Below are 13,905 nucleotides of genomic sequence, written 5' to 3'. Positions count from 1 at the left end.
CCGATTAAGTGGCGCCTTGGCCACCATGTATCCCCTTTGTTCTCAAAGAACAAGAGGGGAACGGAAATTTCCTATTTAGGCGGAAAGAACCTTCGTCAGCGCCCGCTCAACGGCGCCAATCGTATAAGGTTTTGCCAAAGTGGGCCGATCCGAATGTCCTGATGGCACGTCATCAGCCATGCCGCCTGTCGCGAAAATAAAGGGGATGCCGCTTTGCGCCAGCAGGTCCGCGACCGGCCAGCTTTTCTCACCCTGCAGATTGCAGTCCACCAATGCCGCGTCGAAGCCGCCCTTGCGCGCATGGTCGCACGCCTCGTCCACCGACACGGCAATGGCATATAGGCGATATCCCAATGTTTCGAGATAATCTTCCAGCATCATGCCGATCATCGCTTCATCCTCGACCACCAGGATGGTCTTGCCGTCCGACATGTGCGATCCCCTATTTCGTTACGCTCGCTATCTTATCATCGGCGCGCGGACCAGCATAAACGCCTGATCGTTCAAGAAGTTCATTCCACCCCTGCGCCCATGGCCAGCGCGTCACGCGCGGCCTCCGCCAACTGACTGACGGAAAAGGGTTTTGGCAGGAAGGCGACATTGGCAAGGTCGATCGACTTGCGTAGTTGCTCCTCGGCATAGCCCGACATAAACAGCACGGGAAGGTCGGGATGCGTATCCCGTGCCCGCGCGACCATGGACGGGCCATCCATATTGGGCATGACCACGTCGGAAATCAGCAGGTCGATCTTCTCACCGCTCGCCAGCACCTCCAGCCCCTGCTCGCCATCATTGGCGGTCAGCACCTTGTAGCCCTGACGCGAAAGGGCGCGTTCGGCGACGGCGCGGACCATATCCTCGTCCTCGACCACCAATACCGTGCCCGTGCCCCATGTCTCGCTGCGCTTGATGGGCAGCTTGGCGGGGATCGCCTGCTCCATGTCCGCGCCCTGATAGACGGGCAGGTAGATAACGAAACTCGCCCCCCGGCCAATTTCAGACTCGGCGAAGATATAGCCGCCCGACTGCTTGACGATGCCATAGACGGTGGAGAGGCCGAGCCCCGTGCCCTTACCCAGTTCCTTGGTAGTGAAGAAGGGCTCGAATATCTTGGAAAGAATGTCGGGCGGGATGCCAAGCCCCATGTCCGACACCCGCAGCGCGGTATAATCGGCGGCAGGCAATATCTCCTGCCGCATCTCGCGTACCTTGCCGGCCGGAACCGCATAGGTCTGGATATTGAGGATGCCGCCTTCCGGCATCGCGTCCCGCGCGTTCACCGCCAGGTTAACGATCACCTGCTCCAGCTGCCCCGGATCAGCGCGCACCGCGCCCAGGTTGCGGCCGTGGCTCACCTCCAGCTTCACGCTCTCACCCAGCAGGCGCTTCAAGAGGTTGGAGACGTCGGCAACGATGTCGGGCAGTTGCAGCACCTGCGGACGCAGTGTCTGTTGCCGCGAAAAGGCGAGCAGCTGGCGCGTCAGCCCGGCCGCGCGATTGCTGTTCGACTTGATCTGCTGAATATCGTCATAGTCGCTGTCGCCCGGCGTATGGCGCATCAGCATCAGGTCGCAATGGCCGATGATCGCGGTCAGGATATTGTTGAAGTCATGCGCGACGCCGCCCGCCAACTGGCCGATCGCCTGCATTTTGGTCGCCTGCGCGACCTGCCGCTTGAGCTTGCTTTCCTCACTATTATCCTTGAGGCTGAGCAGCACCGCCGCCTCGCCAAGGCCCCGGACGCCCGCCAGGCTCAGCGCCGTCGGCTCCTCCGGTTCGTTGCGCAGCCTGATGGCGATATCGCCTGACATTTGCGGGCCAACGGCAAAGCGGCGCACGGCGTCGGCAACCGCTGCCTGATCCTCGCGCACGACCAGATCACCGGGATAGCTCGGCCGTTCGCTACGCTTGAGTCCCGCCGCGCGGGAGAAGGCATTGTTGAGGAACAGCACCCGACCATCGCGATCCGCCATGGCGAGGCCGAAGGGCAGCAGGGACAGCAGCGTTTCGATATAGGAAAGCGCCGATGTACCGCCCGCGCTGCCCGCTGGCTCATCGATCAGCAGCAGCAGCATCGGACCATCCTGGCCCACTTGGCTACCAGCAGGCTGAGCCGTCCGACGCAAAGGGACCTGCAACAACCGCAGCGGCAACCCGCCCGACTCCTCACGCGCCAGAAATAGCCGCCCCTTGTCATCGACGCGCATATGGGCGGCAAAGTCACGGCCGGTGATATTGGCGTCGATCCGGCCAGCGGCACGCAGCAGGAAAGCCCCGTTCGCCGCGCGAATACGCCCTTCACCGCCGATCATCACCGCCATGATCCCGGCCTCGCCCATCTGCCGCCCCGCGTCCCCGGTCAGCAGGCGGTGCACATCATCCAGCGCGTTGGGCTGGCGAACCGGAGTAAAGCGCCACAGCAGATAATCTTCCGACCGGCCGGTGCGGCACAGATCGACATCCAGCCGGAGAGCGCCCTGCGCCACGCCTTCGACCCGCGCCTCTCCATCGCGCCAGGCCGCGCGGGCGGCGGTGCTCAGGCTTTCCGTCAGGCCAGGCTCAGCGGTGAGATTGGGGGGCGTCGGAAATCCGGGAAACCATTCGCCGAACAGGTCGCTGGCGCAAACAAGCCGCCCTGCCCGGTCGGTCACGGCAATCGCCATGTTGGACGCATCCGCTGCGGCGCGCGCTACCGTCCAATCCGGCACCGCCTCGCCGTCTGCCGCCTCTTCCGGGAAAATACGCCGATACCAGCTGAGCAGCGCGGCGATGGCAAGGATCATGGCGCCAAACCCTGTGGCCATAGCCGGGTTGCCGGTCGCATAGATGACGAGAACCGCCGAAAGCAGCGCCGCCAGTATCAGCAGCGGCAGGGACAGCCGGGAAGGGCGATCGCCCGTCCACGCTTCCTCATCCCTTTTGACGCGCGAGGCCATCGGCCGGCCTTCCCCCTGAAAACGCCTGGACTATTCGCCGACGTCAGACGCGGGCGACTTCTTCCAATGCGCTGCTTTCGGGTGCCTTGCCAATCCTCAATTTACGCGCATGCCATTTCCGGCCCATCCGATGGCGCCAGATCCAGTCGGCAAGGAAATATCCCACCACCGCGAACGCGATCGAAATCAACGCCAGCCCAAACAGCATGGCGGGCGCCGCTTCGGAAAAGAGCCAGCCGCACCATTCGCGGATGGATGCATGCTTATCGACCAGCGCCATGAAGCCGGAGGCGTCCGCGCTGCGGCCCAGGAACCAGTTACCCACATAGACGGACGCCATCAGGAACAGCGGTGTCGTCGCCGGATTGGAAAGAAACGTCATGGCTGCCGCCAGCGGAATATTGGCCCGGAAAGGCAGCGCCAGTAGCGCCGCGCCCGCAATCTGCACGCCAGGGATCAGCAGGAATATCCCCACCAGCAGCCCCAATGCCACGCCTCGCGGCACCGACCGGCGGGTGAAGCGCCACAGCGAGGGTTCCAGCACACGATGCGCCACGGGGGCGATGAAGCGGTTGTCTTCCAGCGATTCACGGGTCGGCGCGTTGGCGTGCCACCAGCGGGCAAGACGGCCCATGCTCGCCTTCGGACCCATCAGCGATGGTCCTTCATGATGCGCTGCTGATCGCGCTTCCAGTCGCGTTCCTTGATCGTTTCACGCTTGTCGTGCGTCTTCTTGCCCTTGGCCAGAGCCAGTTCGACCTTCGCCTTGCCCCGGCTGTTGAAATAGACGCTCAAGGGGACGAGCGTCATGCCCTTGCGCTCGACCGCACCATGCATGCGCGCGATCTCCCGCTCGTGCAGCAACAGCTTGCGGGGCCGCTTGGGCTCATGATTATAGCGATTACCGTGGCTGAATTCGGGGATGTTGCTGTTGACCAGCCACACCTGATCGCCCTTCACCTCGGCATAGCTCTCGGCGATGTTGCCCTCGCCGAAACGGAGCGATTTCACCTCCGTGCCTTGCAGCGCGATGCCCGCTTCGAACACATCCTCAAGGAAATATTCAAAACGCGCGCGCCGGTTCTCGGCGACGATCTTCTTTTTGTCGAACAATTCGGGACGGGGGCGGGCCATGGGACTCTTAACTAACTCACTTCACCATATAAGGCCGCAGCCCATTTAGACGAGACCCGCAATTTCCAAAGCCCGATCGACAGCGGCGCGGCTCGATTCCGAAGGCCAGGTGATCGGCAGCCGCAGCTCACCCGGCATGTCGGACCGCACGCGGCTGAGCGCATATTTAACCGGCCCAGGTGAAGAATCGCTGAACAATGCGTCGTGCAGCGGGTAGAGCCGGTCCTGTAACGCCAGTGCACCAGCCCAGTCACCCGACGCGCAAGCCGCCTGGAACTCCGCGCAGAGACGCGGCGCGACATTGGCCGTGACGGAGATGCAGCCCTTGCCCCCCATGGCTTTGAATCCCAGCGCGGTTTCGTCATTGCCGGACAGCTGGCAGAAATCATCGCGGCAGGCGAGCCGCTGCGCGGTGACCCGCCCCAGATTCCCGGTGGCGTCCTTTATGCCCACGATCGTCTGATATTCTTCCGTCAGGCGGTGGATCACTGGCACGCCAATGTCGGTGATCGTGCGGCTCGGCACATTGTAAAGGACGATCGGCAGCTGACAGCGCTCGGCCAGATAGGCGAAATGCTGATAGACGCCTTCCTGGTTCGGCTTGTTATAATAAGGCGCGACCACCAGCGCCGCGTCCGCGCCAGACGCCTGCGCCGCGAACATATGCTCCAGAGCGATTCGCGTGTCGTTGGACCCGCAGCCCGCGATCACCGGCACCCGGCCCGCAGCCTGATCGACACAGATCGCAACGACGCGATTATGCTCCTCGACCGTCATGGTCGCGCTTTCGCCGGTGGTGCCGCATGGCACCAAAGCGCTGCTGCCCTCCTCGATCTGCCAGTCCACAAGGGCGCGAAACGCGGCCTCATCCACGCTTCCGTCGCGAAATGGGGTGACCAGTGCCGGAATCGACCCGGAAAACATCAATAAACTCCTTCAATTCACCGGCATTCCGGGGCACACTGTCGAGTGTAGGCGTCGGCGCGCTATAGCGCGTCATTCAGGGCCTGATAAGGATGGAATTGCGATGATGTCCAGTAGGCTGTCAGCTCGCCACCTCGAAACAGCAATGGTCCGCATGCCCTTGATCGCTCTTCTTCTTTTTACCGCCGGCGCCAGCGCCCAGACTGAAGCCCCCGTCGCGTCGCCCTATCCGGCTGGCGCGGTGGTCCAGCAACTGTCCGCGTCGACTCAGTCATCGCCTCAGCCGTCGCCCTGGAATCAGGTCAGCAGCCGAATCGGCGTGGCGTCCGATCCGTCCATCTCCGCGACGATCAGCCAGTGGCGCGCGTTGCAGCAGAGCGACGGCCTGGGCTTCTCCTCCTATGCCAGCTTCATCCTCGCCAATCCGGGTTGGCCGGGGGAGGACCGGATGCGGCGGCTGGCGGAAACCGGCATCAATCCCAACAGCTATGATCCGCGTCAGGTTACAGCCTTCTTCGCCCGCTTCCCCGCGCGCACCGCCACCGGCCATGCGCGCAATGCGCTGGCGATGATGCAGATGGGCCGCATGCCCGAAGCGCGCATCGCCGCACGCAGCGCATGGGTCGGCGGCACACTTTCGCCGGATGACGAGGCTCGGCTGCTATCGCTCTTCGGCAGCAGCTGGACGAGTGCGGACCATGACCAGCGCGCCGACGTGCTGCTGTGGGGCGGCGACATCGCCGGGGCGCAACGGATGCTCGCTTATGTGACGCCCACGCGACGGCCGGTCTACGAAGCGCGCATCGCCTTCCGCCAGAAGGCGCCGGACGCCGCCGCCCGGATGCAAGTCGCGGAGCCGGTCGGCATATCCGACGCTGGCTTCGTCGCGGACAAGGCGACCTGGCTGTTGAACACGGGCAATTGGATCGCCGCACGCCAATATCTCGCCAACCGTCCCCAACTGACCTTCCGCCCGGGCAATGCGGAAAAATGGTATGAAACATTGCTCGGCCAGGCGCGCGCCGCCGCCAACGACAGCCAGTGGAGCTTCGCCTATGGCATCGCCAGCAAGCTCGACGACGCCTATGCGCCCGGCACCGACGTTTCCAGCCGCCCGATTGGCGAGCGTGACGACTATACCAGCCTCGCCTGGCTGGCGGGATCGACCGCCTTCTACAATCTGAACCGCCCATCGGACGCGGCGGCGATGTTCCGCCGCTACGCAACGGCTGCCAAATCCCCCCAGACCCAGTCGAAGGGCTATTATTGGGCGGGCCGCGCAGCACTGGCAGCCGGTGATACGGCCACCGCGACCAGCTATTTCGCCCAGGCTTCGGTGTTCCCGGATCAATTCTACGGCCAACTTGCCCTGGAACGCGTCGGAAAGCCGGTGCCCGCACCTGCCCTCGTTGAACGGGCCGTGGAGATTTCCGCCGCCGATCGCACGTCCTTCAACAATCGCTCGGTCGTCCGCGCCGTGAAGGCGCTGGGGCAGATGGGCTATTGGGAAGATCAGAGCAAATTCGCCCGCGCCATCGCCAATAATGCCGACAGCGACAGCGATCATTATCTCGCCGCCGAACTCGCCAAGAGCATCGGCAGGCCCGACATGGGCGTGATGGTCGGCCGCCGCGCCGTGTCGAGCGGCCTCACCGGCTATGGCGAAAGCGCTTTCCCCCGCGTGCCCGTGCCGCCCACCGCGCAATCCAACTGGACGATGGTGCATGCCATCGCGCGGCAGGAAAGCCAGTTTGACCGGCAGATCGTCAGCCATGCGGGCGCGCGCGGTCTGATGCAACTGATGCCCGGCACCGCGCGGGAACAGGCGGGCAAGCTCGGCCTCGGCTATGATCCCGGCTCGCTCAACGACCCGAGTTACAACATCATGCTCGGATCATCCTATTTCCAGCGCATGCTCAACTATTATGGCGGCAGCTATCCGCTGGCCGTCGCGGCCTATAATGCCGGCCCCGGCAATGTGAACCGCTGGATTTCGGCCAATGGCGACCCGCGCCTGCCGGGCGCCGACATGTTGCGCTGGATCGAGCAGATCCCGCTTTTCGAAACGCGCAACTATGTACAGCGCGTGCTGGAAAATGCGGTTGTCTATGAAGCGATGAACCCCGAACGCGCCCGCTTCCGGGGTTCCAATACCCCACTCTCCAAATATCTGGGCAAGCAAACCCCGGGCTGACCGCCCTTATTCTCCGTTCGGGCTGAGCCTGTCGAAGCCCCCCACTTCTCTTCGTTGAGATGAGGACTTCGACAAGCTGCATTCGAAGGGATAGGAACGTCTGGTCATGACCCCTCACCCTAATTACATCAGCCCTGAAGGCTTCGCGAAGCTGCGCGCCGAATATGACCAGTTGCTTGGGCAGGAGCGGCCCCGCATCGTAGAGATCGTCAGCTGGGCAGCGGGCAATGGCGACCGCAGTGAGAATGGCGACTATCTCTACGGCCGCAAGCGCATGCGTGAGATCGACGGCCAACTGCGCCGCCTGTCAAAGAAGATGAAGGATGCGAAAGTCGTCGATCCTCGTCAGCAACCCGACAAGAGCCGCGTCTTCTTCGGCGCGACCGTGACGATCGCCGACGAAGACGACAATCACCGCACCGTCACCATCGTCGGCAATGACGAAACCGACGCCAGCGCGGGCCGGATCGGCTGGAGCTCCCCCATCGCACGCGCCTTGCGTAATGCCGCGGTAGGCGATTTACGCCGAGTCATGCTGCCCGCCGGGGAAAAGGAATATGAGGTGATGGAGATCGGTTATCCGGAGTGACGCGAAGCTCGTTAAGGGTTCGAACCATTCCCTCTCCCCTTCAGGGGTCGGCCAGAGTCATGTGCCTCTGGCCGAGGTGCCGAGCTTAGCGAAGGCGGGAGAGGGGACTGTTAGGACGCCGTTTCCTCATTCCCCTCTCCCCAGCCCTCTCCCCTAAAGGGGAGAGGGAGGAAGTCCGCTACTCGTCCAACGCATTCCTCGCCCGCTCGCCGAAAGGGAAATGACTGGCCCCTCGAAAGGCGAAACCAACCGGCCCGCTCACCGCACCGCGTTCTTCCCCACCGTCTGCGCCTGCGCGATCACCGCACCCGGCTTCGCCGCCAGCCGCGCGATCGTCTTCAGCGCATAATCCAGCTGGAAATCCTCGATCCCCTTCTTCTTCAGCTCGTCAGCCGACATGGCGAAGCGCGGATCTTCCTTGGTGTCTTCTTCCAGCGCGGCATTGTCCGTCTTGATCTCATTGATTAGATGACGGCGCAGGTCGCTTTCGCGGAACTTCGGCCGGTTCTTGTAATCGGGGTCCGACAACTGCGGCACGCGAACGTCAGGCTCGATCCCGCCTTCCTGGACCGAACGCCCTGACGGGGTATAATAGCGCGCCGTCGTCAGCTTGAGCGCGGTCGTATTGGTCAGCGGCAGCATCGTTTGCACGCTGCCCTTGCCGAAGCTGCGCTCACCCATGACCAGTGCGCGATGCTGGTCCTGAAGCGCGCCCGCGACGATTTCGGACGCTGAAGCAGACCCCGCATCGACCAGAACAACGACCGGCAGGCCCTTCGCGTCGTCGCCGGGCTTGGCATAATAGCGCTCGACATCGCCCTTGTTGCGGCCGCGCTGCGAAACGATCTCGCCACGCTCCAGGAAGGCGTCGCTCACCGAAACGGCTTCATCCAGCAACCCACCCGGATTGGACCGGAGGTCGAGGATATAGCCTGTCGGCTTATGCCCAAGGCTCTTGTCGATGCTACGGATCGCCTGTCGCAGGTCAGCGCCGGTATTGGCGGAGAAGCTGACGATATTGATCACGCCAACGCCGTTCTTCACTTCCCACTTCACCGGCTTCAGCTGGATGATCTCCCGCGTCAGCGTTACTTCGATCGGCTTGTCACGGCCCGCGCGCACGATGGTCAGCTTGATCGACGTGCCCGGCGCGCCGCGCATCTTGTCGACCGCTTCATCCAGCGTGCCGCCATAGATGAGCTGCCCGTCGAGATGGGTGATATAATCGCCCGCCTTGATCCCCGCGCGCCAGGCGGGAGTGTCCTGCGTCGGCGCGATCACCTTGACCGCGCCATCCTCCTGCGTGACCGACAGGCCCAGGCCGCCATAGCTGCCCTCCGTCTGGGTCCGCAGATTCTGGAAATCGCGCGCGTCGAGGAAGCTGGAATGCGGGTCGAGGCTGGCCAGCATGCCGTCGATCGCGCCCTTTATCAGCTTCTCGTCGTCCACCTTCTCCACATAGTCGCTGCGGACTTTCTGGAAAACGTCCATGAACTCGTCGAGCGCCTTGTAGCTGCTCGCTTCCCCGTCCGCGAGCGCGGCGGTGGTGGCGGGGATGAGCGCGAGTGCGCCAAGGGCAACGGCGCCCCGGAAGAAATTGGATTTCATTGCTGTCCTGAGTCCTGGCATCAAGCCATCAGTATAGGATGCTTCTCAGGCATACGCAAAGCATCGGTTACGGCATAGCGCCCGCAGCGGCGCTATTCGTGCGGCCGCAATGCCTGATTGAGATCCTCCATCACCTGGGCGATCGGTTCCACCACGGTTACGCTGCGGCCTTCGCCAAAGCGGATGCGGGTGCCGTCCGTGACGGATGATACGAAGGTGACCTGCGCGGCATTGATGGCGGTTTCGGTCCGGTCGGCGCCCACGAACATCACGAGCATGGCTGTCCTCTCCTTCTTGTTGGATGTTGAGGTTAGCCGCATTTGCGCATGGCGCCAGCCATTTTTCCCTGAAGTCGGCGTCAATCCAATCGAATAGCCTCGATAAAAAGGCTGGCCCGCGCGTCCAGCCGCTGCGCTTCGCTCGCCAATTGGCTTGCCGCATGCCGGATGTTGCGCGCGCCATCGACCGCCGCGTCGGCATTGCCGCTGATCTGGCTGGCGCTCAGCCGGACATGATCGCTGGACTCGCCCGCTTCGGACAGGCTGGCGGCGATGCCGCGGCTGAAGGCGCCATGGCGGGCCACCGCGTCGAACACGGAAGCCGACAGCCGATCCGCCGTCTCAATCGCGGACCCCATCAGCTCATGGCCCTGCGCCACATGACCGACAGTCGCGCGGATATGGTCTATCCGGTCGGCAATTTCCGCCGCGGCTTCGCGGGTCTGCCCCGCGAGCAGCTTCACCTCGCGCGCGACAACGGCAAAGCCTTGCCCCGCCTCCCCGGCTCGCGCGGCCTCTATGCCCGCGTTCAGGGCCAGCGTGGCCGTCGCCCGCGCCACCGCGTCGATCAGCGCCGTAACCTCTCCGATGCCATCTGCCTGAATACGCAATTGTTGGGTCTGTGCTGACCCCAGCCGCGTCTGTTCGACCGCCGCCTTGATCGCGGCACCAGCCTGACGCACCTCATCCTCGATTGACTGGAACAGCAGGCCAAGGTCGTTGGCCGACCCTGCGATGCCGGACAGATTGTCAGCGGTTTGCGCGGCGGCCACCGCCATGCCTGCTGCCGCCTGCCCGTTATGGGCCGCGCGTTCCGCGGCGTCGCTCGCCAGCCGGGACAGCATATCCGCCATCCCCACCAGATCGGCGATCAGCGTTGCGATATCGTCGCGAAAACTGCCGCTCTCCCGCGTCACGCGCTCCAGCCGCTCCGCCCGCGCGATCGCCACGCGCGCATCCCGCTCCGCTGCCAGCTTCAGCAGCAACTGCCCGCCGACCATCCCGGCATAACGGCCGCCTTCTATGACAATCAGCCCTTCGCACTTTTGCCCCTGCGCTGCGTAGAGGTCGATCAGCATCTCGATCGTGGCGCTCCGCTCGACCGAGGCACAGGGCCGGATATGATCATCCAGCCGCCCGCCAAAGCTGGGGTTACGCAGCAGCGCATGGCCGAACGGATTGAACAGAATCCGTCGCATGTCCCGCTCGTAGATTGCGCCCTTGGGCCGATCCGCATCGTCCAGAACGGGCAGGAGCCGCAGCGAAGGATTTTGCTGAAAATGCTCCACCGCTTCGCTCAACGGCCGTCCGATCCGGATCGCCGGACTGGTGGAGACGAAGGGCAAGCCCTGCCAGCGAGGCAGCGACGGCGAAGGATCGAGCATCATGGGCGCGTACATGAGTTGCTGGTAGCGCCCGAATGGTAAATGAGCAGTTAGATTTTGATGACAGATTTATGACAACGCACTGTTTTGTCTTGGTTTTTTACGGCATTTAATAGTTGAATGCTTCCTTGGCGAGCTTGACCACCTCCGGGTCGGCCTCAGGAAAATCCATCGGCACCAACTTTTCCAACGACTTGGCGACATATTTCAGCGCGGCGATACGCCCGGCCGCACGGTGATTATTGTCGATCACCTGCCATGGCGCATATTTGCTGTCCGTCTTCTTGAACATGTCGTGCATCGCGTCGAGATAATCGTCACGCCGCGCCCGGTTGCGATAATCCTCCGCGCCCGTCTTCCACCGCTTCCACGGCGTATCGAGCCGCTGCGCCAGCTGCTTGTCCTGCGTTTCCTGGGTAATGTGGACGAACAGCTTGATGATGTTGGTACCCGCGTCCTCCTGCTGCTTTTCAAAGGCGTTTATCTCGTCATAGGCGCGCTTCCATTCGCCCTTGGAGCAGAGCCCTTCCACTCGCTCGACCAGCACCCGCCCGTACCAACTGCGGTCGAACACCGCGATGTTGCGGCCCGCAGGCAGTCGGGTCCAGAAACGCCAGAGAAAATGATGGTCGCATTCTTCGGCGGACGGCGCGGCGATGGGCCAGACGCGATAATAGCGCGGGTCCCATTGCGCCGTCATCCGCTTGATGATGCCGCCCTTCCCCGCCGCGTCCCAGCCTTCAAACAGGATGACCGATCGCCGGTCATGGATCACATGGGCAACCTGAATCTTCGCCAGCCGCTCCTGCAGCTTTTCCAGCTCCGCCTCATAGTCGCCTTTGAGAGGCTTGCCCTTCTCATAATCGGCAAGGTCTATCGCCATGCGCGTCATCCTTCCTGTGCAGATGAGGAAAGCAACGCCTGAAGCGACGAAAAGTCAAATCTACCCCGCCCCTGCCCCGTCATCCCAGCGAACGCTGGGATCTCAAGAGGCGAAGTGCGATCTCGACCGAGATCCCAGCTTTCGCTGGGATGACGGTAGGGTGATCAAGCCTTGGCCTGCGGCTCCACGACCCGGACATGCAGTTCACGCAGCTGCTTGAACTCCGCCGCGCTCGGCGCGCCCATGAGCAGGTCCTCGGCGCGCTGGTTCATCGGGAACAGCGTCACCTCGCGCAGATTCTGCGCCCCGCACAGCAGCATCACGATGCGATCGACACCAGCGGCCATCCCGCCATGCGGCGGCGCACCGTACTGGAAAGCGCGATAGAGGCCGCCGAAACGATCCTCCACATCCTGTTGGCTGAGGCCGACCTTCTCGAACGCCTTGACCATAAGCTCCGGCGACTGGTTACGGATCGACCCCGAAGCAATCTCATAGCCGTTGCAGACCATGTCATACTGATACGCCTTGATCGTCAGCGGGTCCTGATGCTCCAGTGCGTCCATTCCGCCCTGCGGCATCGAGAAGGGATTGTGCGCAAAGTCGATCGACTTCGATTCCTCATCATATTCGTAGAAGGGGAAATCGACGATCCAGCACAGTTCGAACCGGTCCTTGTCGATCAGGTCCAGCTGCTCGCCCACGCGAATGCGCGCCAGACCCGCCAGCTTCGCAGCCTGGCTTTCCTTGCCCGCCGCAAAGAACACGCCGTCATTGGGGCCAAGGCCCAGCGACTCGATCAGCTTCGCCGTCCGCTCCTCGCCATGGTTCTTGGCAATGGGACCGCCGGGCACGCCATCCTTGATGTTGATATAACCAAGGCCGGAATAGCCCTCGCCCCGCGCCCAATTATTCATGTCATCGAAGAATTTACGGCTGCCCGCACCAGCGCCGGGAGCCGGGATCGCACGAATGACGCTGCCGCTCTCGACCAGCGACGCAAAGATGCCGAAGCCCGACCCATGGAAATGCTCGGTCACGTCCTGAATCAGGATCGGATTGCGCAGGTCCGGCTTGTCCGATCCATATTTCAGGATCGCCTCGTCATGAGGAATGCGCGGGAAGCTGCCCGCAGGCGTCACCGGCTTGCCGTCGGCGAACTGCTCGAACACCTCAGCAATCACCGGCTCCATCGTGTTCCACACATCCTCCTGCGTGACGAAGCTCATTTCCAGGTCAAGCTGGTAGAACTCGCCCGGCAGGCGGTCGGCGCGCGGGTCTTCGTCGCGGAAGCAGGGCGCGATCTGGAAATAGCGATCGAAGCCCGCCACCATCAGCAGCTGCTTATATTGCTGCGGCGCCTGCGGCAGGGCGTAGAACTTCCCCGGATGGATGCGGCTCGGCACCAGAAAGTCCCGCGCGCCTTCCGGGCTCGACGCGGTTAGGATCGGCGTCGAATATTCGGTGAAGCCCACTCCTTCCATGCGGCGGCGCATGTCGGAAATGATCTTCGTGCGCTTCACGATGTTCGCATGCAGCGTCTCGCGGCGCAGGTCGAGGAAGCGATAGCGCAGGCGAATATCCTCGGGATATTCCTGCTCGCCCGCCACTGGCAGCGGCAATTCAGCGGCGGTCGATTGCACCGTTACGCTGTCGGCCACGACCTCGATCGTGCCAGTCGCCATCTTTGGGTTGGTCGCTTCGGGACCACGCGCGACGACCGTGCCGTCGATCGTCACGACCGATTCGAGACGCAAGGCCTCAAGCACCCTCAGCGGATCGCTGTCCGCCTTCGCGACGATCTGGGTGACGCCATAATGATCGCGCAGGTCGATGAACAGCACGCCGCCATGATCGCGCTTGCGATGTATCCATCCCGACAGGCGGACAGTCGCGCCGACATCACCTTCACGAAGGGCGCCGCAGGTGTGGGTGCGATAGGCGTGCATGGCGTTTTGGTCTTTCAGCTTCGTT

At 62.9% G+C, this 13,905-nt stretch carries 12 protein-coding genes; 2 read left to right on the top strand and 10 right to left on the bottom strand.

Features of this window, described 5'->3' with window-relative positions; genetic code table 11:
- Window positions 1–75: 75 nt before the first annotated feature.
- The 5 genes from ACYU81_RS08605 to dapA all read right to left on the bottom strand — a co-directional run bounded on the left by ACYU81_RS08605 (window position 76) and on the right by dapA (window position 4,994).
- On the bottom strand, window positions 76–432 hold the full coding sequence (locus ACYU81_RS08605) for a response regulator (RefSeq protein WP_460987221.1): 357 nt from the start codon (window positions 430–432) through the stop codon (window positions 76–78).
- Between the two features lie 80 nt (window positions 433–512).
- The gene (locus tag ACYU81_RS08600; RefSeq protein WP_460987220.1) at window positions 513–2,936 is read right to left on the bottom strand and encodes a hybrid sensor histidine kinase/response regulator; all 2,424 of its coding nucleotides are present in this window, start codon (window positions 2,934–2,936) and stop codon (window positions 513–515) included.
- Window positions 2,937–2,979: 43 nt separating this feature from the next.
- On the bottom strand, window positions 2,980–3,570 hold the full coding sequence (locus ACYU81_RS08595) for a DUF2062 domain-containing protein (protein ID WP_460987218.1): 591 nt from the start codon (window positions 3,568–3,570) through the stop codon (window positions 2,980–2,982).
- A 17-nt stretch (window positions 3,571–3,587) separates the two neighbouring features.
- Window positions 3,588–4,070 carry an SsrA-binding protein SmpB gene (smpB, locus tag ACYU81_RS08590; RefSeq protein WP_196225111.1) on the bottom strand — a complete coding sequence of 161 codons (483 nt, stop codon included), beginning with the start codon at window positions 4,068–4,070 and terminating at the stop codon, window positions 3,588–3,590.
- Between the two features lie 45 nt (window positions 4,071–4,115).
- Entirely contained in the window at window positions 4,116–4,994 is an 879-nt protein-coding gene (gene dapA / locus ACYU81_RS08585; RefSeq protein ID WP_460987216.1) for a 4-hydroxy-tetrahydrodipicolinate synthase, read from the bottom strand.
- 154 nt (window positions 4,995–5,148) lie between these two features.
- Between dapA and ACYU81_RS08580 the strand changes: the two genes are divergently transcribed.
- Both ACYU81_RS08580 and greB read left to right on the top strand, forming a co-directional pair.
- A complete protein-coding gene (locus tag ACYU81_RS08580) occupies window positions 5,149–7,188 on the top strand; it encodes a lytic transglycosylase domain-containing protein (RefSeq protein WP_460987214.1) in 2,040 nt (679 codons plus the stop codon).
- A 106-nt stretch (window positions 7,189–7,294) separates the two neighbouring features.
- A complete protein-coding gene (greB, locus tag ACYU81_RS08575; RefSeq protein WP_460987213.1) occupies window positions 7,295–7,777 on the top strand; it encodes a transcription elongation factor GreB in 483 nt (160 codons plus the stop codon).
- Between the two features lie 258 nt (window positions 7,778–8,035).
- Here the strand turns inward: greB and ACYU81_RS08570 are convergent, their stop codons facing one another.
- From ACYU81_RS08570 to aspS, 5 genes are all read right to left on the bottom strand, one after another.
- Window positions 8,036–9,385: a S41 family peptidase gene (locus ACYU81_RS08570; RefSeq protein WP_460987212.1), complete on the bottom strand. Its 1,350-nt coding sequence runs from the start codon at window positions 9,383–9,385 to the stop codon at window positions 8,036–8,038.
- A 92-nt stretch (window positions 9,386–9,477) separates the two neighbouring features.
- Window positions 9,478–9,663, bottom strand: coding sequence for a hypothetical protein (locus ACYU81_RS08565; protein ID WP_196225106.1), 186 nt, complete (start codon window positions 9,661–9,663; stop codon window positions 9,478–9,480).
- Between the two features lie 80 nt (window positions 9,664–9,743).
- Window positions 9,744–11,063 carry a methyl-accepting chemotaxis protein gene (locus ACYU81_RS08560; RefSeq protein WP_460987211.1) on the bottom strand — a complete coding sequence of 440 codons (1,320 nt, stop codon included), beginning with the start codon at window positions 11,061–11,063 and terminating at the stop codon, window positions 9,744–9,746.
- Between the two features lie 94 nt (window positions 11,064–11,157).
- Window positions 11,158–11,931, bottom strand: coding sequence for a polyphosphate kinase 2 family protein (locus ACYU81_RS08555; RefSeq protein WP_460987210.1), 774 nt, complete (start codon window positions 11,929–11,931; stop codon window positions 11,158–11,160).
- A gap of 164 nt (window positions 11,932–12,095) precedes the next feature.
- Window positions 12,096–13,880, bottom strand: coding sequence for an aspartate--tRNA ligase (aspS, locus tag ACYU81_RS08550; protein ID WP_460987209.1), 1,785 nt, complete (start codon window positions 13,878–13,880; stop codon window positions 12,096–12,098).
- Between the last annotated feature and the right edge of the window lie 25 nt (window positions 13,881–13,905).

The sequence above is a fragment of the Sphingobium sp. TomTYG75 genome (assembly GCF_054771635.1).
This window is presented reverse-complemented; position numbering and strand designations above follow the sequence as displayed.